Origin of the sequence: Baaleninema simplex PCC 7105 (genome assembly GCF_000332355.1) — a bacterium.
Classification (GTDB): domain Bacteria; phylum Cyanobacteriota; class Cyanobacteriia; order Cyanobacteriales; family Geitlerinemataceae; genus Baaleninema; species Baaleninema simplex.
Map to the genome: position 1 here is coordinate 432706 of NZ_KB235959.1, position 23439 is coordinate 456144.

General features: G+C 56.4%; 11 protein-coding genes and 2 pseudogenes. 2 read left to right on the forward strand and 11 right to left on the reverse strand.

The window, feature by feature from the left end; genetic code table 11:
- Positions 1–11: 11 nt before the first annotated feature.
- Entirely contained in the window at positions 12–4646 is a 4635-nt protein-coding gene (locus GEI7105_RS36270) for a CHAT domain-containing protein (RefSeq protein ID WP_144053980.1), read from the reverse strand.
- Between the two features lie 122 nt (positions 4647–4768).
- A complete protein-coding gene (locus tag GEI7105_RS0121835; RefSeq protein ID WP_026097854.1) occupies positions 4769–5161 on the reverse strand; it encodes a DUF1818 family protein in 393 nt (130 codons plus the stop codon).
- Positions 5162–5641: 480 nt separating this feature from the next.
- On the opposite strand from GEI7105_RS0121835, the gene GEI7105_RS31840 reads away from it, so the two are divergent.
- Positions 5642–6901 (forward strand): WecB/TagA/CpsF family glycosyltransferase, encoded by a 1260-nt coding sequence (locus GEI7105_RS31840; RefSeq protein ID WP_051044220.1) that lies wholly within the window; start codon positions 5642–5644, stop codon positions 6899–6901.
- A gap of 173 nt (positions 6902–7074) precedes the next feature.
- On the opposite strand, the gene GEI7105_RS0121845 is transcribed toward GEI7105_RS31840, so the two are convergent.
- A complete protein-coding gene (locus GEI7105_RS0121845) occupies positions 7075–8055 on the reverse strand; it encodes a DnaJ C-terminal domain-containing protein (protein ID WP_017662543.1) in 981 nt (326 codons plus the stop codon).
- A 280-nt stretch (positions 8056–8335) separates the two neighbouring features.
- A complete protein-coding gene (gene dnaK, locus GEI7105_RS0121850; RefSeq protein WP_017662544.1) occupies positions 8336–10330 on the reverse strand; it encodes a molecular chaperone DnaK in 1995 nt (664 codons plus the stop codon).
- Positions 10331–10610: 280 nt separating this feature from the next.
- Between dnaK and GEI7105_RS0121855 the strand changes: the two genes are divergently transcribed.
- On the forward strand, positions 10611–10943 hold the full coding sequence (locus GEI7105_RS0121855) for a hypothetical protein (RefSeq protein WP_017662545.1): 333 nt from the start codon (positions 10611–10613) through the stop codon (positions 10941–10943).
- A 156-nt stretch (positions 10944–11099) separates the two neighbouring features.
- Here GEI7105_RS0121855 and GEI7105_RS33815 read toward each other — a convergent pair whose 3' ends face one another.
- The 7 genes and pseudogenes from GEI7105_RS33815 to GEI7105_RS39535 all read right to left on the reverse strand — a co-directional run.
- Complete coding sequence (locus GEI7105_RS33815) at positions 11100–16019, reverse strand: DUF4347 domain-containing protein (protein WP_026097855.1); 4920 nt, start codon at positions 16017–16019, stop codon at positions 11100–11102.
- A gap of 555 nt (positions 16020–16574) precedes the next feature.
- Positions 16575–19436: a CBS domain-containing protein gene (locus tag GEI7105_RS0121865; protein ID WP_017662546.1), complete on the reverse strand. Its 2862-nt coding sequence runs from the start codon at positions 19434–19436 to the stop codon at positions 16575–16577.
- Positions 19437–19581: 145 nt separating this feature from the next.
- Positions 19582–21405 carry an ABC transporter ATP-binding protein gene (locus tag GEI7105_RS0121870; protein ID WP_026097856.1) on the reverse strand — a complete coding sequence of 608 codons (1824 nt, stop codon included), beginning with the start codon at positions 21403–21405 and terminating at the stop codon, positions 19582–19584.
- A gap of 120 nt (positions 21406–21525) precedes the next feature.
- Entirely contained in the window at positions 21526–21999 is a 474-nt protein-coding gene (locus tag GEI7105_RS31850; RefSeq protein ID WP_017662548.1) for a DUF4168 domain-containing protein, read from the reverse strand.
- A 39-nt stretch (positions 22000–22038) separates the two neighbouring features.
- Positions 22039–22329, reverse strand: a pseudogene (locus GEI7105_RS0121880) (histone deacetylase); the annotation flags it as partial.
- 545 nt (positions 22330–22874) lie between these two features.
- Positions 22875–23138, reverse strand: coding sequence for a hypothetical protein (locus tag GEI7105_RS38715; RefSeq protein WP_026097858.1), 264 nt, complete (start codon positions 23136–23138; stop codon positions 22875–22877).
- A gap of 53 nt (positions 23139–23191) precedes the next feature.
- Positions 23192–23439, reverse strand: a pseudogene (locus GEI7105_RS39535) (hypothetical protein); the annotation flags it as partial.

The following is a 23439-nucleotide window of genomic DNA, read 5'->3' on the forward strand; positions in this document are numbered from 1 at the left end:
ACAAAGATCGATTACCAAGGACTCCCGATCGCCGTAAACGCCGCCCAAAAATAGGGACTTTCCAGAGTGCGATCGCGCGATCTCAACTCCGTTGGCAGCGGAATCGTTCCCCCCGAATACACCAACTCTCCATTTTCGATGCGAACCGCTCCCCGCACCAGAGCGACCTGCGCTCGACGCAACGCTTCAGCCTTAATCGGTGCTGTTTTCAACTGATAGTAAAATTCGCTCATCAACGCCAGCGTTCCAATATCGCTGACGTACCACAAACTCGCCAACGCCGTTTTCGCCCCCGATTTCACCGCGAACCCCGCAAATCCCAATTCCGCCTCTTCACTACCGATCGCCGTACGACAGGCACTCAACACGACCAATTCCACCGGCGGATCGTTCCAGTGGAGGCGGCGAACGCTATCGAGTCCCAACCGCGTATCCCACAACTGAATATAAGAATTTTCCAGTTCCGGCCCGACAAACTCGCCGTGAGTGGCCAAATGAACGATCGGAACCGGACGAACATCGCGTTGAGCTTGTAAGTTGTCCAACGTAAACTGGTCGTTGAGAAACGCCCGTCCTGAGAAAATATCCGTGATGATTTGCACTTCCAACGGTACCGCCGGGAGTGGAACTTGAGACTCGAAAGTCGAAGCCCCCATCGCCAACACTTCCTCGCCGCGAATATCGCGATAGCGAGTATCGACGAGGTTCACGCTGGGAATTAACCCCAATGCAAACCGTTCGACTAAAAAGCGATCGCCGTCGAACAACGCCGCCACGGGAATACCTCGCAACCCGCGATCGAGAGCAAACAATAGCGTATCAGTTTCCAACCGTTCCAACTCCGGTAAAATCGGAGCGACGATCCAGTCGTAAAGTTGCTCGGCCGGTTCGCGGTATGCCTCGCGACGGCGCAATCGAGGGTCGATCGCCCCATTGAGGAGTTGAAGCTTCACCGTTTCCACCGCATCGGGAGACGGAAGTGCCACCGACCGATAGATTGCCTCTCCCTCGATCGGAACGACTAACAAATCTAGGCGATCGCCCCGTTGCAGAACGTACAACACCGTCGGCATATTTCCCGTTTCCTCCGCCAAACCTTGCAAGCGATCTTGAAATTCGGGAAGCGAAGGTAACGCTGGCGCGTCCTCGAGATTTAAATACTCCGCAAACTCCCCCACAAACAGCGTTTCGATCAGAGGTACGGCAGTATCCCAATCGCCGATCGCCAAACGTTGGAAAATCTCGACGCGAGTGAAGTCTGGAGCGATCGCACGACCGCCTCGTTGTGGGAAGCGCGATCGCGCTTCCGGTAAAGGAATTCGATCTCTTAACTCTACCGGCGATCGTCCCTGCAAATCCGTCACGACTCGACGGGAGGTTTCTCGCGGAAATTCTTCGGGAACCGGAGTCGGGAACGGAGTCGGAACCGGTGTCGGCGTGGGAAGGGGTGTCGGAACCGGTGTCGGCGTGGGAAGGGGTGTCGGAACTGGTGTCGGCGTGGGAAGGGGTGTCGGAACTGGCGTCGGCGTGGGAAGGGGTGTCGGAACTGGCGTCGGGGTCGGAACTGGCGTCGGCGTAGGAATGGGTGTCGGCGTCGGGGTGGGAACTGGCGTCGGCGTCGGATCGGGATTAATTTGAATCGTCTCGCGAATTTCCGAACCGGGAATCACCGTCACCGGAAAAATCGTGCGATCGGGCGATTCGATTCCCGTCGTAATCGCCCCTTGCGTCCCGTTTTGTCCCGCATCCCCGACGATGAACGGCACGCCGATCGCTTCTCCACCGTGGAAAATTAAAACCGATCCCGGTTCCGTTCCTCCCGCCGCTGAAATACTGGCAAAAACGCCGTTGCGATCGAAAAACCCATCCTCAACCCGTAAAAACTGCCCGGCGTTAATATCGATCGCACCACCACTCGTTCCGCCTTGCGCGTCGATCGCCGCCAGTTCCACATCGGCGACTCCCGACAAAACCACGTTTCCCCCACTTCCCTGAAGACTCGACGTCAAAATGCGTTCGGCGGTCAAACCCCCTTGACTGGCGATCGCCACCGAACCGCCACCGAGTTGGCCGCTGGCGTCGATATCCCCCATCTCCAACCCGAACGCCAAATCGAAGCGAATATTGCCCCCCGTACCGCCCTCAGAACTCGTATCGACAAAAATGCCCTCAAATCCCCCTGGCGCGGCGTTAACAGTCACCGAACCGCCGCTGAGTAAACCGCTGGCGTCCATACCCTCAACTGTCATTCCGTTAGCAACATCGAAAAGGATATCGCCTCCCGTTCCAGCGAGTGAATTCGTCGTCACCGCAGCCCCAACGAACTCGCCCTGACCGACGGTAACCGACACCGCCCCCCCCGCGATCGCCCCGCGAGTCGTCACCGTATCGACCGCAGCATCTAAATTCGACGAAATCGCAACATCGCCACCCGTCCCTGCACTCGAACTCGTCTCGATCGCCGTTGCAGTTAAATTGCGCGAACTGGCGATCGCCACCGAACCGCCGCCGTCCCGTCCCGTTGCCAAAATTGCTGCTCCCAAGAGCAAATCGTCGGCGGCCGCCACCGTCACGTCTCCCCCGAACCCATCGCTCGAACTGGCGTTAAGTGCCGCACTTCCCCCGAGGGAATCGAGCGTCACCCTGCCGTTTTGACTCTCGAGAGCAATACTGCCTCCCCCGAGACGGCCTTCCGTCGCGATCGCCGCATTTCGCAGCAAATCTTCCGCCACGAGAACCGCCACATCTCCCCCGAACCCATCGCTAGACGACGTATCGATCGCCCCACCGACGAACGTTCCCGACAAACTTTCCACCGTCACGTCGCCGCCCCCTTGCGACCCCGTCGAGAGAATTTCGCCGACAGCTACCTCCCCATTGGCCACCACTGAAATCTCGCCGCCCGTCCCACTCGATAAACTCGCATCGAGCGTTCCCGGAATTTCGATCGCCCCCTCGCGACTCGTCAGAGCGATCGCGCCCCCTTCCGTGACCACGCCATCGACGACGATATTTCCCGACGCCTCAAAAATCGCCGGACCGCCGGGAACGATCGCGCGATCGAGGCTGATTCCCGAAAAAGCAGAAATACCGGGCGTGGTCACTTGCGTATTTCCCACCGACGCATCCGGTGGAATCGTCGGAGTATCTGTCAGCACGGCCGCGTCAGCCCGTAAAATTAACGCCGGACTGCCGGTCAGAATCTCGAAATCGGGATCGGGAACCGTCAGCATCGTATCCGGCCCGGTAATCGTCACCGTCCCGCCCACAATTGCACCCTGCGCCTCAATTTTCAGCGACACTCCCGTATAGTCGCCGAAAAAGACATCGCCCGCCGCTCGGATAATGGGGTCGTAGAGACTGACGAAGCGTCCCGGTTGCAACGTCGTATCCAAAATTGCAAAACCGCCGCCGCTGAAAAAGCGAGCGTCGCCGGAGATAATGCCATCGCTGGCGAGGGTGAGAGATCCGCCACTGACGAACGGGACGAGGGGATGGTTGAGGGCGAGAATGTCGATCGCGCGATCGCCTTGAATCCATAAATTCGCCCCCGCCCGAACCGAAACCGGACGGGCGAGGCTGTCGCGAACCACAACGGTATCGCCAGCCAGAAGGCGAGTCGAACCCGAACTTTCGAGGCGGGTTTCCGTCAAGACAATATCGTTCGTCGCTTGAATTAACACCTCGCGAGTTTGCAGGGCGATGGCGTCGGACGGGGGACTGGCGATCGCCACATCCCCCGTTTCGATCGGCAAGTCAGACCCCGACAACACGACTCGGCCGTCGGACGTAACCGACAGTTGGCTGGCGTGGGTGGCGTTTCCCCCCGTTAACCGTTCCGGTAACGTCACGATTTCCCCCGACGAACCCGGCGAACCCGGCGAAGACGGAAGCAGTTCCAAACTCAGCAAATTCCCCGGAACGCTCAACCGCACCCGATTCGTTCCCGCAACCGCCGTGACGATAATTCCGCCGTCGGGGGCGTCGAGTTCTCCCGTATTGACGACCGTTCCGCCGAGTAACCCCAGTTGAAACCCCGGCGAAACCGCGAGGTCGGCCGTATTGATAATCGAAGCCGGTCGAGCGGTATCGAAGCGAAAGGCGTTTGGAGTTCCGACGAGGGCGGCGGTGTCGTTACTGGAAAAGACCTCGAACCAACCGGACTCGAAGCCGAGAGCGTCGGCGGTACTGACGACGAAAGAGGCGGGAACGTTGAGGCGAGCGTTCGGACCGAAGACGATTCCCGCCGGATTGAGCAGGAACAAGTTGGAGTTGCCCCCCGTCACTTGCAGCAGCCCATCGATAAAAGAGGGACTGCCTCCCGAAACGCGCCCCAAGACGTTACGAATTTGGGGCTGCGATCGAAAGTCGGCGGTTTGGCTGCGATCGAGTCCGAAAGCCTCGAAGCTGTGAAAGAGGTTTTCGCCGTCAGCAGAGTGCTGTCCCCCTTCGATGCGAATGGTGTCGCCGTCAAGGATGATGCGGGTTTGAGTGCCGTCGTCAGCGGGAACGATTTGCGATCGCACCTCGCCCGTGTTCCCGAAGCAAACTCCGAACCCTCCCAACATTGCCAAGATCGAGATCGAGGCCGTTCGCCCCACCCAGACGCTTGGGGGGCGGCGTCGTTCGGTCGGGCGAGAGTCCAACGGGTGCGTTTCCAACAGATCGCCTCCAACAGACACAATGCGAAACGTCGAGATTTGACGCTACCTACCAAATTTTACCCTCGCTCGGCGAGTCTCCCAGTGTCTGAAGGATTTAAACCCCGTTAAAATACGTGGAGGCTTTGGGCGGCGTCGAGAAGTTCTCGAACGGCATCGGGAGGCCATTCTCCCTCACAGCCCCGGCCGGTATTGAGGATCAGCCGAATCCGGTAAGCCTGGGGAAATCCTTCGGCTTCCATCCACAACCACTGACTTTCGACCTCGCAGGCGAGGCGTTCTTCGTCCGAGAGTTCGGCGGCGGCGGCTTGCATAGTTTTGTCGAGTCGTACGAGCAACCGTCGGAAGTCTGAAAATTCCGCTTCGGTCAACTCGAACGCCCAATCGTCCGCACCGACGAGGGCAACAAAAATTGTCGTTTTGTCGTCTGAGGGAGAAACGGCATCGGGACGGTAGCCCAAGCGCCAGCCTTGTCCGCGTTTGAGAATCGGGTTCGTCACTGAACTCTCAGAGCAGGGTCTCGAAAACAAAACTTTACCCTATCACACCGAGCGATCGCCCCGACGTCCCCAAGAACCCTCCGGAATCTTTCTGTAAGATTGCGTAAGCATAACGATGAGTGCGCCAAGTTAAACTTTCGGTAAAGAATTCGTAGAAACACGTAGACAGCGATAAAGTTTCTGCAAAGAGCTTGCGTAGATACTTGACGGTTTCATGTCAGCTTGAGAGGCTTGAGTTAACGGCTCGCGCAGCGAACGAAAAACACGATTGTAAGCCTCGTCTCGAGGCTTCTTTCCCGATTTTGTATCGTGTGTGAGAGCGTGTGGTTCGACACCCGCTCCGGCCTTTCGATCGATTCGTGCGAAACGGCTCGCTTCGCACGAGGGAGGGTAATACCGCTCGGGTGAATTGGGTATCGAGAGGCGCTTGTAATTCAGAGTCGCACTCTCTCAGTATTTTTAACCAGTTAGGTGCGAACAATGGCAAAGGTACTTTCCCTACCCGTTCCTCAAAACTGCATCCCCAGAAAACGAATTGTGGGATCGCCGGTTTCGGCACTGAGTTTCGAACGGCAGATGCAAGTGATACTCTCTTGGGCCAGTCATCGAGAACGTCGTACGGTCTGCGTGGCTAACGTCCATATGCTCGTAGAAGCACACTCGAACCCGTCCTTCGCTAAGGTTTTAGAACGCTCCGACCTCGTTACCCCCGACGGAATGCCCTTAGTATGGATGCTTCGCTTGCTCGGCGCGTCCGGTCAAGACCGAGTGGCCGGTATGGACGTTCTCTATAGTTTGTGCCAGCAAGCCCCGAAATACGGCGTCAGCGTGTATTTCTTGGGATCTCACCAAGCGATTCTCGATCGCATGAAACAGCGGCTCGATCGCGAGTATCCCGACTTAGAAATCGCAGGTATGGAACCCTTACCGTTCCGTCCCCTGACCCCCGAAGAAGACGAAGAACTCGTCGATCGCATCGAACGCAGCGGTGCTGGTATCGTATTTCTCTCTCTCGGCTGTCCCAAACAGGAAAACTGGATCGACGTCCACCGCGATCGGTTGCGTGCGGTTGCGATCGGTGTCGGCGGCGTCTTCCCCGTCTACGCTGGGCTGCACCGACACGCGCCCCTGTGGATGCGCGAGGCGGGGTTCGAGTGGCTCTACCGTCTCGTTCAAGAACCGCGTCGCCTGTGGCGTCGCTACGCCGAAACGATTCCGCCGTTCTTGTGGTTGGCCGGACGACAGCTAGCGACACACTACGGGCGCAAAGCCTTCAACCGCGTGCGATCGTACCTCCAGCCTCGCGACAAATTCCGCGAAGACGAATTGCGCGCCCGTCGCATCGGACGCCTGTTACTCGAAGCGGGCTTGATTTCTCCCGAACAGGTCAAAGCCGTTCTCGAAGCTCAATCTCGCGAACATCCCGACCTACGTTTCGGTGAAATTCTCGCCATGCGCGGTTGGCTCAAGCAAGAAACAGTTGATTTCTTCGCCGAACAACTGCCCGCACTCTCAGAACTGCCGTCGCAGTCTCCGATCGGCCACTACCTCAAATCGGCAGCTCTACTCGACGAACACCAAATCGACGAAATTCTACTCGCTCAACAACACGTCGGTTTGCGGTTCGGTGAAGTCGCTGTCTTAATGGGATGGGTCAAACAGGAAACGATCGACTTGCTGCTACGCTTTACTCGCAACGAATCCTCTTTTCCTTCCCTGATGTACCTCAAATCGAGCTGAAGTTTTTTCCTCGAATCGTTCAGGAGTTTTAGCATCAGATGCTGTAACATCTGATGCTTTTTTTGCTTTTTCTGGCGAACTTTCAAACTAGCAAACACGAACGAGCGATCGCTAAAATTGCCGATCGAGTATCGCCGACCACAAACCTCGAGCGATCGCCAAAACATAACGAACTAACCGACCAAATCTCGACGGGGATTAAAGCTTTCCAACTGCCTTAATTTTTCATAGAGTTCCCGCTCGGCAGCGTCGATCTCTTTCGGCACGACAATTTGAATTTCTACCAACTGATCGCCCCGTTTTCCCCCACGCGTCGGATAGCCCTTACCCGACAACCGCAACCGCTGCCCGGATTTGACCCCAGGCGGTAACGTCATCCTCACCAAACCGTCTAGGGTCGGAACTTCGACCGACGCCCCCAGTACCGCTTCGGAAGGCGTTACAGGTAACTGACAGACGATCTCGCTCCCTTCGGTTCGGAAAAATCCGTGAGGTGCCACCGTAATTTTGAGATACAAATCGCCGCCGTGTTCCCCTTGACCTTTCAAACGAACGCGCTGGCCGCTCACCATCCCCGGTGGCATATTCACCTCGAGCGATCGCCCGTCTTCGAGGCGAATGCGTTCTCGCCCTCCCGTATACGCTTTTTCGAGCGGTAACGTCAAACGGGCTTCGATATCGCGCGGCGTCGGACGAGATACCGTATACGCCGTCTTCGTGGTGCGCCGACGAAAAGCATCTCGAGAATCGACCCGTACCCGCGTCCCCGGTGGTGGCGGCGCTTCCGTGCGGGCTGTGGCACGATTGGCGCGACGGTTGAGCAGGTCGTCGAGAAAGCTGTTGAAATCTGCGTACTGCTCGAACTGAGGTTCCGCCGTCGCCGTGCCGTTACGCGTCGCGCGAGCGGGTTTGCGTCTCGTCTTCTTCTGAGACAGAAAGCGACTGAACTGGTCGTACTGCTGTCGTTTTTCAGGATCGGAGAGGATATTGTAGGCTTCACCGATATCCTTAAACCGTTCTTCAGCAGACTTATCGCCGGGATTGAGATCGGGGTGGTACTTCCGGGCGAGGCGTCGGTACGATCGCTTGATATCTTCAGTTGAAGCGTCTCGGGGAACTCCCAGTATTTTGTAGTAGTCTCGGAAGTTTTGCATATCGCCTGATTACGGAAAACGAGAGGGGGAGAGGGGGAGAGGGGGAGCCGGGGAGAGGGGGGAGAGGGGGAGAGGGGGAGAGGGGGAGCCGGGGAGAGGGGGAGAGGAGGAGAAACTACTAACTGTTCCCCGCTCCCTGTCTTCACTGGTGACTGGTGACTGTTCCCCGTTCCCCGTTCCCTGTTCCCTGTCTTCACTGGTGACTGGTGACTGTTCCCCGTTCCCCGTTCCCTGTTCCCTGTCTTCACTGGTGACTGGTGACTGGTGACTGGCGACTGAATTAGAACCAATCTTCGTCGTCCCCCCAATCTTCATCGTAAGCGTTGGTTCGCGCGATGCGGGAGGTGCGATTGCGGGGAGGACGGGGCGGCCGCCGTTGTTCTAAGCCGTAGTTGGGATCGTCTTCTCCGACGAAGGTACGCCGAATGTTCTCGAAAATCCCGTCGCCGTCGCCATCGAGGGAGTATTCTGACACTTCCCGATTGAGTTCGTAAAGCGCGTCTTGGAGGCTGGCCGAGGCCATGTCGAGACCGCGATCGTCGTTGCGGGCGAGGCTGTCCCGCAGTTCTCGTACGAGGGCTTCGATTCGCCGTCTCGGACCTTGGGCGAAAGACAATCCGAAGTCGAAGGCGATCGATCGCAATTCTCGTTCGGCGCGGGCTGCTAGGGTTTCGGCGCGGTTGCGGCGATCGACCTTTTCCCGACGCAGGCGATCGGTTTCGGCGAACTTCTCGGCTTGACGGATGGCGTTTTGGATTTCCACTTCGTTGAGGGTAGACGCCCCTTGAATGGTAATGCTTTGCTCCCGTCCGGTGGCGCGATCGAGGGCGCTCACTTGTAAAATGCCGTTGGCGTCGATGTCGAAGGATACTTGAATTTGTGGAACGCCGCGCGGTGCGGGAGGAATCCCCGTCAGCTTGAACCGTCCGAGGGATTTGTTGTCGCCGGCCATTTCCCGTTCCCCCTGGACGATGTGAATCTCCACTTGACTTTGATTGTTTTCCGAGGTCGAAAAAATATCCGATCGCCGCACGGGAATCGTCGTATTGCGAGGAATCAACTTCTTCATCACGCCGCCGATGGTTTCTAACCCCACCGACAGCGGCGTCACGTCGAGTAGCAGCACGTCGGGAACGTCCCCTTCTAAGATAGCCGCTTGAATCGCCGCCCCCACCGCCACCACTTCGTCGGGGTTGACGTTTTGGTTCGGTTCCTTGCGAATCATGTTGCGGACGAGATCCTGTACCATGGGCATTCGCGTCGAACCGCCCACTAACACCACTTCGTCGATTTGACGGGGGTGCAGTCCCGCGTCGAGAACCGCCTGCTTCACCGGGAGGCGCAAGCGGCGCATTAAATCCCCGCAGCGACTCTCGAACTCCCCTCGCGTCAAGCGAGTTTCGATGTGTTTGGGACCTTCTTCTGTGGCGGTGATGAAGGGGAGGTTGATGTCGGTGACGCCCACGCCGCTGAGTTCGACTTTGGCTTTTTCGGCCGCTTCTGTCAGCCGTTGTAGGGCTTGGCGATCGCGCCGCAGGTCGATGTTTTCGGCTTCTAAAAATTGTTCGGCCAGCCAATCGACGATTTTTTTATCGAAATCGTTACCCCCGAGTTGCGTGTCGCCGCTGGTGGCTTTGACTTCAAACACGCCGTCGCCCACTTCCAACACCGACACGTCAAACGTACCGCCGCCGAGGTCGAACACCAAAATCGTTTCGCTCTCGGCGCGATCGAAACCGTACGCTAACGACGCCGCCGTCGGTTCGTTGAGAATCCGTTTGACTTCCAACCCGGCAATCCGTCCGGCATCGCGCGTCGCTTGGCGTTGGGAGTCGTTGAAATAAGCCGGAACGGTAATCACCGCCCCCGTCACTTCTTCCCCGAGGTAACGACTAGCTTCGTCGGCCAGTTTTCGCAGGATCGTCGCCGACAGTTCTTCCGGGGCGAAATCCCGTTTCAGACGGGGACAGGCGACTTTCACGTTGCCGAACTCGTCCCGACGAATCGTGTAGGGGACGCGCTTAGAAATCGGGTCGAGTTCGGTGTACTTGCGCCCGACGTACCGCTTGATGCCGTAAAAGGTATTTTGTGGGTTGAGGACGGTTTGTCGCCGCGCCAGTTGTCCCACCAAACGCTCGCCGTCTTTGCTGAACCCCACCACGGAAGGGGTAGTCCGCATTCCTTCTGAGTTCGCGATGACGACGGGTTTTCCGCCTTCCATCACGGCGACTACTGAATTGGTTGTCCCCAGGTCAATGCCGACGACTCTTCCCATGATGCTTTTGTTGTCTCCTCGTCGTGTTTCGGTCTACAACCGGAATTGATGCTCCTCCGGCTACGGTTTTATTGTAAGAATTTGTGTGGCGCTGCGGTCGGCGACCGACAGACGGCTCGTCACAATTTTTTCGCATTATCTTTAGTATTGTATCTTGCGCTTGTGGTCGCGTCGGAGGTGAAATTGCCGTCCTCAGCGGACGAAATTTTGGGGGACGCCCTCGCGCGATCGGATAATCGGCTATTATCATCTCGAGTGTTGGGAGGCAAGACGATCGACGATGGGGAATTCGGACAACCACTTCAATACAGATAACCCGCAACTTCAGGCCGTTTCCGAACGAGTCCGAGCGATCGCCCAACAGTGTGACGGCGATGCTAAAGCTTTGCTGGAGTTGTTACGCTTGCTCGAACGGTTGCATCGCGACATTTGCGAGGAACAGTTTCAACCAGCTTTGCCCAAAACCCGCCAGTCTCTTTATGCTTGCTTGCGAGAAATTGAGCTCAAAGGCGGTTGGCCTTATATTCCCCGGATGCGGATGAGAACGCTTTTAGCTCATATCGAAGCTTTGGCTGAGGAAGATAAGGAAAATGAAGAAAAAACCGCGACTTAAATGCTGTTTTTACGCTTAAAAGCATAAAAATTTCCAAAAAGCAGACTTGACAAAATTTGCATTTTGTGATTTTTAGAAAAATCATGTTTGGGGATGGCGTCCGAAATCTCGCAACCGCTAGCATTGCCACGGCTGTAGAGGTACTTTACAAGGCGATTAAATCTGAAACTGTTCGATTCCAACCTCGATCGCCCTCACCCCGGTTAAAGTAGCTAGACGTTGTCCGTTCCAATCGAGGCCGGTGTCGTCTCCCTCATCGACGAGTCTAAGTTCCTCGAAGGATAACCCCTCGCCCAACACGAGTAAATCGGCATCGATCGCGAAATCGACCACGGTAACGCCGTCGCTGTTGGCAGACAACACGAAGCGATCGCGTCCGTCTCCTCCTTCTAAGCGATCGCCCCCGCGATCGCCGCTCAACACGTCGTCGCCGTCCCATCCCATCAAGGTGTCGTCACCCTCGCCGCCGAAGAGAGTATCGTCACCCTCGCCGCCACCGACGAAATCGTTGCCTTGGTTGCCCAAAACCAGGTCGTTTCCAGCACCGCCGCACATCATATCGTCGCCGTCTTCCGTACGACTCAAACTGACGTTCGCCCCGATAAGGGTATCGTCTCCCTCTTCGCCACAGAGGGAGTCGTTGCCGATGTCGCCGTATAACAGGTCGTTCCCTCCATTTCCCCAGAGGATATCGTCGTCTTTTCCGCCGTAGGCGATGTCGTCTCCCTCGCCTCCGACTAAAGAGTCGTCGGCTTCGTTGCCGGATAAGATATCGTTGCCGTCGCCGCCAAAGGCGAGATCGCGTCCGCTGGAATCCGGTAAATCGACGAGTCCACTGCCTCCGGTGAGGGTGTCGTCTCCCGTTCCCCCCACGATCGCGTCGTCGCCGAGGTCGCCTCGAAGGTTGTCGTCGCCGTCGCCGCCGTCGAGTAAATCGTTGTCTCGTCCGCCGAAGAGGGTATCGTTTCCGGTGTCACCGCTGAGGGTGTCTTCGGCTTCGTTCCCGAACAAGATATCGTTACCGTCGCCGCCGTCGAGTCGATCGCGTCCGTCGGTATCGTCAACGTTCGGGTCGAGCGATCGCCCGCTGATGCGATCGTCTCCTGCTTCCCCCATGATGGTATCGCTACCGCGATCGCCCCAAAGGACATCGTTGCCGTGACCGCCGTAGGCGCGATCGTCGTCCTGTCCGGCATAGACGGTATCGCTGCCGCCACTTCCGGCGATAACATCTTCGCCTTGGTTGCCGAAACTTTCGTCGCCGTCGTCGGGGTCGGCGGTGTGTCGATCGAGGCTGCCTACTAAGCTATCGTCGCCGCGATCGCCGATTTGGATGTCTTTGCCCGCTTCTCCCGAAATCCAGTCGCCGTCTCGTCCGCCGTAAATGACATCTTCACCGTTGCCACCCATCACGGTGTCGGCGTTGGCGTTGCCGAACAGAACGTCTGCCCCGTCGCCGCCTTCGATCCGATCGCGACCGGGATCGGCCGAGGCATCGGGATCGCGTTCGTCTCCGGCGATGGTGTCGTCGCCGAAATCGCCGTGTAACCGATCGTGGCCGCGATCGCCCCAAATCAGGTCGTCGTCTTTGCCGCCCCAAATTAGGTCGTCGTCTTTACCCCCGTGGATCGTATCGTTTCCCTCGCTGCCGTTGAGAAGGTCGTTTCCTTCGTTTCCCGCCAGCCAGTCGCGATCGCGATCGTCTCCGACAGAAACACTTCGACCGAGTCCGCCGACGATAAAATCATCGCCGCCTTCCCCTCGGATAATATCGTCACCGTCCATTCCTCGCAGTTCTTCGGCGTTATCTCCACCGACAAAACTGTCGTTGTCCGACGTGCCGATGCGTCGAGTCGCCACTTGCGGCATCGTCTCCTCTGGTGTTGTCACCGGAACGGACACCACAAACGCCGTCATAATATCGAGACTGGGAGCGATCGGTGCCGGAGGACAGCAAGACGGTATTTCCTCGACTTCCGATCCGGGCATACCGATGTCGGGGTCGGGTTGCGGATCGGGGTCGGGTTGCGGATCGGGGTCGGGTTGCGGATCGGGGTCGGGTTGCGGATCGGGATTGGGGTTCGGTGGTGGCGATTGTGCCAAAACGATCGTGCGATCGCTCGCCTCGTTATCGCTCTCGTCGGTTTCCACAACCCCCAGCGGCGGCGCAACGCGAACCGTATTGACTAACGTTCCCGAGGCATTCACATCGACCGTTCCGCTCACTTCCAGAGCGATCGTGTCGTTGGGTTCTAAATCTAACCCCGTCCAAGCCCCAGTTGTGGGGTTGTACGTTCCCTCACTGGGGGAAAACACCGGATCGAGCAATTCTGACGGTAAATTTTCCGTCAGGTTCACCTGGTTGAGAACGGCATCGCCCAAATTTTGGACTTCGATGATGTACGTCAGAGCGTCACCCGCCCGAACTTGTTGTTTTCCGTCCGTTTTAGACACCACTAAATCGGTTTCTGGCGTTGTTTCCACCAGCACCGTATTGTTGTCAGTCGCGGTGTTGTTGCTCTCGTCGAGTTCTGTCACCGCCGAAGGAACTTCTACCGTGACGGTATTCGTGACGGTTAGAGGGTCGTTCGGATCGACCGTCAAACTGTCGTCGATCTCTCCGGTAACCGTTAACGTCACCGTTTCGCCGGGTTTGAGGCTTAATCCCGTCCACTCGCCGGACGTGGGGTCGTAACTGCCGCTACCGTTGGTGTCGAATTCGACGGAAGCGGCAACGAGTTCGCTGGGAAGGTCATCTTCAAGAACGAATTCTTCTAGCAGCGACGGTCCATCGTTGGTCACTTCAATGGTGTAAGCGATGGTATCGCCGGGAGCAACGGTGGTTTGTCCGTCAGTTTTCGTAACCCGCAAGTCCGTTTCGGGGTCGGTGATTTGGGTATCGTCGTCCGTGGATTCGTTATCGCTCGGGTCGGGGTCGGTAATCGAATCGGGAGGAGCGATCGTCGCGGTATTGCCTAAAAACGACCCGACAGACGCGTTGGGATCGATGTAACCCGTGACGGTAAACACGACGGAACCGTTGGCGGGAACGTTTACCACCTCGTCGATATCGCCAATACCGCCGTCCGTCGTCCCGTCGCTGCTTTCGCTCGTCCAAGATACGTCGATGAGGGTATCGGGGAGGTCGTCGACGACGCTGACATCGGGAGCGTCTACATTGCTATTGTTGAGAACTTCAATGGTGTAGACGACTTGCGAGCCAGCTGGGGCATCTGTAACCCCATCGGTTTTGGTCACGCTCAAATCGACTTCGACCGGATCGGGGGATCCCCCCGTCACTTGGGTATCGTCGTCTGTGACTTGCAAGCTATCGGGCGGATCGGCGCCGGGTGTGGGAGAGGTGAGGTTGACGCCGTCTGGCGGCAGGACGGTAACGGTGTTGGCTAGGGTTCCCACGGCCGCGTCGGTTACAGTGGCCGTGATAGTGTAGGTGACTTGAGAGTTTCCCTCGAGATCGACCGTGACATCGATCGCGTTGCCCGTTCCCGAGCGATCGGCGGGGGTGGGAAAACTTCCAGTTCCCTGAGTAATTGCAGCGCTCCACGTTACGTTCGTCAAGCTGGCGGGAACGTTATCGACAATGCGAATACCTCGACCCGTACAAGACGGACCGTCTCCCGAAGATTGATTGGTTACGGTAATGGTGTAGGTCAGGGTATCGTCGACGTTGACGCTGGTGGTTCCGTCGGTTTTCGTGGCGACGAGATCGATTTCGGGTGTCGGCGTGGGGAGAGAGGCAAAGTCGGAAAATGCGACTTCGCCTTCGATATCGGCGACGTAAGTGGCTCGGGCGTTGGTAGGATCGAGGCGATACAGTTTGAATTCGTTATCGTTGGGATCGTTGGGGGTTTCTTCGCGAACGGTCGTGTAGAGGTTGCCGTCTTCGCCGAAGGCTAACGAACCCGCCTGAGTTTTCGGAAGTCCCGTATCGCCGATAAAGGTCGCGTCAAAAAAGGGAGAGCCGGTGTTGGGATCGGTTTTGAGATCGTTGACATCGATCGTGTAGAGCCGATAGATATCTTGTCCGGCATCTCGTCCGGCGACGGAAATATAAAGCCGGTTCGGATTGTTCGGATCGAAGGCGAGATCTCCGCCACCGTTGGTAAACTCGGGACTGCCGCCTTGAATGCGACCGAGGGACGTGGCTTCTCCGGTCGTCGGATCGATGGTGTAAAGTGTGGTCGTCGGCGAGGCCATCGCATAGATGGTGCGATCGCTCGATTGTGCCATTTTACTGAAGCCAAAGTTACCGGTCGAGACGCCTGTGGTTTGGGACAGCGGTGTAACGTTGGCCGGATCGGGATCGGTGGGGTTCCAATAGGCCACCTTGGCGGTACCGTCGGCTTCGAGACCGATATAGTACAAGTTACCGGGGTCGTTGGGATCGTTGGGGTCGTGAGATCTCGCTAAACTCCAGGTGGGAAAGTGGGTGCTACCGACAACGGTTGAGGTTCCGTCTTCGAGGTTGAGAATGCGGATATCGTTGTTGTTATCGACGCCGTACACGAGATTGGGAACGCATCCCAGGATGCCGGTATAGGCGACGACGACGTCTTCGCGAAAGGCGATCGCCGCTCGTCGGATACCGATACAAACGTCGAGATTCCAGGGTTTTCCCCCGCCGATAACTGTTTCGGAGGCACTGACGGGGACTTGCATCAGCCGCTGTACGCGATCGAGAAATCGCCGACCTTCTGTACCGGCCGCCACGCAACAGCCGTACACGAGAACTTCGCCGTCTGGACGCAAGGCACGACGCCACCGGGCGATTTGCGAACCGTACTGACCGAGGGTATTTTCGTCGAGCTGGGCGATTCCCAAGGCGATCGCACCGGGCCGACCGTGGCTGACAATGTGGAGTTCGGTGAGATTGTGGTAGCGCTGTAAAACTTCGGTAATCTGAACGATTCCGTCTTGGAGAGGATCGAGAACGATCGCTTCGCTACCGGGAACGAGTCCGGCAATCAACGCCGATGTACCTTCGACGTTCGCATCGACGAGAACCAGCCGCTTTAACGGGGAAACGACCGGGTGGGTCAAACGGGAGTGCATCATTATCGGTCTCGGGCAAGCGTGGAAAGCTGGCGGCGAACAGACCCCAGCACGCTGGAACCGAGCTACTTTCTCAGCGAAAGTAGCTCGTCTCAAAACATGAAAGACTCACACCAACGACAGGAGTTCGACGCGGCCGCTGTGGTTGTCTTACGAAGGCAGATGCACTAAAAAATGTCTCTCGATAGATTTGCCGAGGGATCTTTCGGCCTGGGGGTAGATCGCGAGAATCGTTGCAGGATTGGTGTAGATACACACCGTTAAGTCTTATAACGTCGAACGAGCCAGTAGATTTCCAGATCCTGCAAGCCGATCGCCTTACCAATATACTAGACAATTACTGAATTATTCAGTAAGACTGCGGAGGAAAATTCATGAAAACTTTAAAAAAAAACTATCGATCGGCGAGTTTTTATGAAGATTAACGGAAGCGAAGAACTGTTCTGCGTGGCAATTCTCCGTATTTTCCGAACTTTTGTCCGCGCGACTCTCCGTATTTTCCACAGTATTTCATCCCTCGGCAACGGGATCGAAAAAAACGAACGATCGATCCGAAAGTCACGCTTCCTTCGTCCCGCTGTCTCGAACGAGTGGGTATTCTCGAGCGAGGAAGACTTCAGCTCGGGCTTTTTGCTCTTCGCGACTCGCTCCATCTCGGGCAAAGGTATCGTCGAGAGTTGCCGCCAGCAAATCGTCGAGCATGGCTTTAAACTGCGGTCCGGGCTTGTAACCCAACCGTTTCAAATCGCGACCGTTGAGAATCGGCTTCACCTGAGACCATTCGACTAAATATCGCCAGATCTGACGGCGAACCTCCCTCGGACTCGACAAAGCCACCAACATGGCACTGGGCCAGTCGTACTGCCGCAACGCCCGTACCACATCGCTCGGCTGGCGAGCGACGGACAATCGGCGCAGGATGTCTTCTCGAACGGATGCTAGCTTTTCTAACCTTTGAATGCTGTCTTCGGGAAGTTGCAGGTGTCGCGCCACCGTACCGCGTCGGTCGGGGCGAACGTGAGACAAAATGACTTCTAAAAGGATTTGCCAGTGAGGGGGAGAAGGGACGGGTTTGCGATCGCCAATATCGCGAAACCGATGTAACCAGCGATCGACCAAGCGAACTTGCCACCACATCTGACGGGTCAACGCCAAACCGGGATAAATACACTGCAACGCTCGCAACTCGTCGATTTTTCGCAAGGCGGGTTTCCAATAGGGCGCTTGCAAGAGGTATTTCAACTCGTTTTTCAAGCGGGTTTGCAACGCCGGAAGGCGATCGCTGGGAACTTTAGGAGAATTCTCGTGAAGACGAGAGCGATCGTACACACCACAGTCGAGAGCGTGGCGAATATAACCCTCAGTCTGTTCTTCGATGTCGAACCCCAACCGCACCGCAAAGCGCACCGCACGATAAATCCGCGTCGGATCTTCGATAAAACTGTTGGGATGCAACACCCGCACCAAGCCGTCTTGCAAATCCAACAGTCCCCCAAAAAAATCGAATAACTTACCGCGATGGGGACGAGTTAACCGCAACGCCAAAGCGTTTATCGTAAAATCGCGGCGGTAGAGATCTTGGCGAATCGAACTGGCTTCGACTTCCGGGTTCGCCGCCGGATAGGGATAAAATTCCGTCCTCGCCGTGGCAATATCCACCCATAAAGAATCGAACACCGGGTCTTTGTGCCACAGCAACGCCGCCGTTTGAAACTGCCCGTGAACGTCCAAACGGGCGGCAGAATGGCTGTTTTGCAGCACCTTCGCCAGTTCGACCCCCGCGCCAACCGTAGCCGAACGATGGAAACCATCGACGACTAAATCGATATCCGTTAAATCGACTTGTAACTCGTCTGGGGGAATGTCTCCCGAGTTCGCCGTTTGAATCGCCAACAGCAAATCGCGAACCGCACCGCCGACGAGATACAAATGCCAACCCCGCTCCTCTGCGGCTTCGGCGGCTTGGCTGAGTAACGTCCACAAGGGTTCGGACACGCTCGATCGCACGATCTCCAGTAAATCCGATTCCCGTTGGAGGAGAAAACGGCCGTTGTCCTTTCCCCCTATCTCGAAACCGCGTCGTTCTGACGCGTGAAGGGGGCAGAGTTTGGTACTGTCTTGATGCAACTCCCGCAAAACGTCGGTTCGGGTAACGATTCCCACCAACTCCCCATTTTCGAGGACGGGAAGGCGTCCGATATCGTATGTCACCATCAACGACTCAATGTCGGGGAGTAAGGTATTCGGTTCGATGGTTTTCAGGTGAGTGGTCATGTATCCCTTGACGGGGGCGTGGTTAAAGCCGTGGTGCAGGGCGATATCGAGATCCCGTCGGGAAATGACGCCGACGAGAGTATCATCTTCGTTCACCACGGACAGACCGGAATGGCCGTAACGCAGCAGAATGCGATGGGCTTCGCCGATGGTGGTTTGGGGGCGAATCGTCCGCACGGGGGACGACATGATATCCCGAGCCGTCGGCGGTGGGGGAATTTGTCGGTCGAGCGCCTCCCGTAGTGTTTTGACGACTTCCTTGGGGTCGGCATTTCTCAGTTGTGCTGAGGCGGCTTTGGCGTGACCGCCACCCCCGATCTGTTGAAAAATACGGTTGAGATCGGTTTCGGGAACGCGCGATCGCCCGATGACGGCAATTCTCGGCTCGTCGCCGTGGGTGGCGTATTCGTGAACCAGAACGATCGCGTCTGTGTCGGTCAGTTCCAGCAGGCGCGACGCCAACCCCGCCAAACCGGGGACGTAGTGCGGTGTCTGCAATATCACTGAGGCGATATCGTAACCCCAGACGGTTTCGGTTTCCACGGTATCCAACGCCTCGGACAGCAAGTTTTGTAAGGGATCGGACAAACCGGGTTCGATATACTCGGCGATGACGGGAACGCTGGCACCTTGTTTCATCAACCACGCTAACGCCAAGGCATCTCGGGGGGTACTGTGGTCGTAAGTGAGCGAACCGCTATCGACGTGAATTCCCAACGCCATGACCGTGGCTTCGTGAACCGTCAAACTCACCTCTCGTTCTTGAAGTTTTTCGGCGACGAGGGTGGTGACTGCACCGAGGGGTTCGATTTCGCGCACGGTGGCGGGAATGTCGGAATTCGTAACGGGGTGGTGATCGTAGAGGGCGATTTCTTGGAGGTGGGGCGCATCGAACCAGTCAGCGGCTTTCCCGAGGCGATCGCGGTATTGGGTATCGACGACGGTAATCGAACGGATGCGATCGGGATTGACCGATCGCCGTTCGATCAGCGGGTATTCGTCGCGATGCAACCGCACGAATTCTTCCACCCCCGGATGACATCCCCCCGTCAATACGATACGGGAACCGGGACGCAGCCGCGCCAGTCCCACAGCCGCGCCCAGGCTGTCGAAGTCGGCGGTGGTGTGACAGAGAATTAGATCCATAGAGGGGGAGAGGGGGAGAGGGGGAGAGGGGGAGAAGGGGAGAAGGGGAGAAACAGTTATCTGTTTCCTGTCTTCACGGGTGACTGCTCCCGGTTCCCCGTTCCCGGTTCCCTGTCTTCACGGGTGACTGAAACACTGCTCCTCACTAGCTTCCGAGTAATTGCAGTTTGTACAGGCTGGCGTACAGTCCGTTGGAGTCGAGAAGTTCTTCGTGACTTCCCGATTCGACGAGTTGGCCGCGTTTGAGGACGAGAATGCGATCGACGTTGCGGATGGTTGAGAGGCGGTGGGCGATGACGATCGCCGTTCGGGTTTCGAGAAGGCGATCGAGGGCTTGTTGAATCCAGGCTTCGGTTTTGACGTCTAAGTTCGCCGTGGCTTCGTCGAGAACCATAATCTTCGGATCGCGAATCGCCACTCGCGCAAAGGCTAACAGTTGCTTCTGTCCGCCGGACAAGTTGGTTCCCCGTTCTCGCAGTCGCGTATCGTATCCTTGGGGGAGTTGTTCGATAAACTGCGAGACGTTGGTTTGTTCGGCGGCGGCTTTAATCGTCTCGAACGGATAGGTTTCGCCTAATGTAATGTTACTCTTGACGTTTCCGGCGAACACGAATCCGTCTTGTAAAATCACGCCGATGTGTTGGCGAAGTTCGGACTGGCGCAAGTTGCGAATGTCGATTCCATCGACGAGGATACGACCTTTTTGGGGTTCGTACAGCCGACACAACAGGCGAATAATCGAACTTTTTCCGGCTCCCGTCGGCCCCACTAACGCCACTTTTTCGCCGGGACGAATGGTGAAGTTGAGATCGCGAATGACATATTCGTCGGGTTTGTAGCCGAACCAAACGTTCTCGAAGCGAATTTCGCCGCTGATATCGGATGCGTTCACCGAAGCGGTGCTTAGCGCGATCGACACGGTTTCGTGGCGTTCGGGATCTTGAATGTCGATGGGTTCGTCGAGTAAGTCGCTGATGCGTTCGACGGCGGTAAATCCCGATTGTAGGGAGGTGAATTTGTCGGCGAACTGGCGCAGGGGATCGAACAACCGTTGTGCGAAGAGAATGAAGGACGCCAGCAAACCGAAGTTCATCTGACCTTCCATGACGCGATCGCCCCCTAACCAGAGTACCCCCGCGATCGCCACCAGGGAAATCCATTCGAGGGTAGCGGAGACGGCGGAATCGTGAAAGATGGTGCGATCGACGGCTTCGATGTACTGTTGGTTGATGCTGCGAAAGGCTTCGGCGTTGTAGCGTTCTCGTCGAAACAGTTGCACGATGCTGATTCCGACGATGTTCTCTTGTAGGGACGAGTTGAGGCGAGAGAGTTCTTCGCGAGCGCGATAGTTGGCTTGGCGAAACTGCTGCTGGAAGTAAATCACCACCGCCGATACGGGAATCAACATCGCCACCAACAGCAGCGCCAACTGCCACTGTACGCTAAACATGACGATGACGATGACCAAGATCGTGGCTAAGTCGGAGACGATCCCGATCGCTCCGGTGGAGAAGACATCGCCGAGGGCTTCGACATCGCTCGTCAAACGGGTAATGAGTCGTCCGACGGGGGTGCGATCGAAGAAACTCGACGACAGAGACGTGACGCGATCGAAGAGATCGTTACGAATTTGCATCGTCATGCGTTGTCCGACGACTTGCACCAGAAAGCTTTGCACGCTGTCGAGAACGGCTCGCAGCGCGATCGTCAAAAACAGCAATCCCACGAGAATGGCAATTCCGTCGGAAAAGGTTTTTCCGTCGAGGAAAAAGTACGTCGGTTCCTGGCGGATGAAGGAAATGGTTTGTCCGACGAGGATCGGCTGAACGGAACCCGCCAACGACAGGGGAACCAGCAACGCGAACGCCACCCAGAGCAATTTCTGGTTGCGTTTGGCGTAGGGAACGAGACGTAAAAAGAGCCGCCAGTCGTTTTCGCGGCGTCTTCGCGGGGTGCGATCGGAGGTCATAGCGGGCAGGTTGTCGGTAGTCAATTACTCATTATCGCGATCGCCGCCCTGTTCGCGCAAACCCGGAGGCTCTCTTCTAGATGGCTGTCGGGAGCGTCTCCGACTCGATATCGATTGGTATTAACGGTTGCTGGCCTCGGGTGAAGTTGCGATCTCTTGTAATTGAGTGACGACCCGTTCGCCGAAATCCGAATCCGTGTTCGCTAAGGTGAGCAGTTGTAAATATTCTGGAGGCGTCAAACCGGCCTCATCGATTAATTCGATAATTTCGGCTTCGAGTTCCCGTTCGACGCGTTGGAGTTCTGAGGTGGTTTCTGCTTCTTGTAACTCGTTTCCTCGGCGATCGAGTAAATCGAGAATTTGTAAATAGGCTGTGGCGAACTGACTGACTTTTTCAGATGAAATCGTATTCGAGTCTACCGTATCGGGAACAGTAACTTCAGGAAGTGTCGTGTTATTTTCCGTGGCGGAGGTGGTGTCGTCGGCTCGGGCGATCGCGCTGAAGTTGAAACAGAACAGCCACACGCTGAGGGCGATCGCAACGACGGCGCGAAAGGAAAAGCGTTTGAAATAACGGTTGGTGAAATCGCTCATGGAAACCTAAGACGGACAGTGCAAAATAGTACGATCGCCTCACAACCGATACTGTCGAAATACGTCGCTGGCAACGCGATGTAGCAAACCGTGGCGATAGGTGAGGGCGTTCGTATCTACACTGTACCCGCCTCCGATGACACAAGCTACCGGGTAGCCCGCCCCGACACAAGTACTCAACACCTGCATTTCCCGCCGAAAAATTCCCGTATCCGTCAGTGCGAGCTTTCCGAGGCGATCGTCGATGTGCGGATCGACTCCAGCATCGTACAGCACCAAATCCGGCTTGACTCGAGACAAGACATCGGGGAGGTATCGCGCCAAAGTTTTTGACATACTCCCCAGCCTGAAGGCGTGGGGATTCTCCAGACCTCACGGTTCTAGATTTCTGGTTCGGCGACAACCCTTACTACCCATTGTTGCCAATAAGTACCAGAGGGATTTATCTCCCCAGACGTTTTCCCCATTACAGAGGAGGTTTCGGTATGCCCTACCGTACCTGATAATCTACTGAAAAATTGACTCTCTGTACTTGAGGACAGGGGTGGCGAACCGAGTTTGCCACTGTGAGATGTCCGTGTTGCTTAGAGCTTTTACCTGTTCGAGCTTTCCCGAACAGAACCCGCTAACTCTAGTTTTCAAGGTTCGGATGCCTCGATTAGAGGCTCGGTTTTTAGACTGGTTAAATACCGTTCCAGTTCTCTGACATCATAGCCAAGTCGCCCTGCAAGGCTTGCCCTGCTCGCACTGCTTGCCCTGCTTGCACTGCTTGCACTGCTTGCACTGCTTGCACTGAGCTTGTCGAAGTGAGCTTGTCGAAGTGAGCTTGTCGAAGTGAGCTTGTCGAAGTGAGCCAAGTCGAAGGGGGCGAGGCTTTAGACCCAAATTTTTGGTAAACCGATGCGTCGCTGCACCTTGGGATCGAGAGTTCCGTCGCAATAGGCGCGGGTGTAGTCCCGCTGGTGAACCCACTCGATTTCCTCGAACGTCGCCAAACGGGGGATGTGAATTTGGTCGGGGGTGGCGATTCCGTCAGCGAGAATGCGATCGAACAGTCCTCCGAATTTCGCCATCGGAAAACGATGTTTGGGGGGAAGCGGCGCGACGTAATCCCGATGGTGAACGATGGGTAAATCCATTGATAATTGATAATTGATAATTGACAAAAAAGGCTTTCTCCCACTCTCCCCTTTTACAGTGAACAGTCAACAGTGAACAGTGAGCAGTGAGGACAGTTAACAGTGAGCCGTTTCTCCCGCTCTTCCCTCTTCCCTCTTCCCTCTTCCCTCTTCCCTGAAGAAGCTCCCCCTCTCCCTCTCTCCCCCTCTCCCTCTCTCCTGATAAGGCTATGACTTTTACTTAGGAGGTATCGAAAGCCAAAGAAGCCCCAGGATAGGGAGAAGTACGGTGGCGTCCCCAACTCAAGGGAAGTCCTTGAAA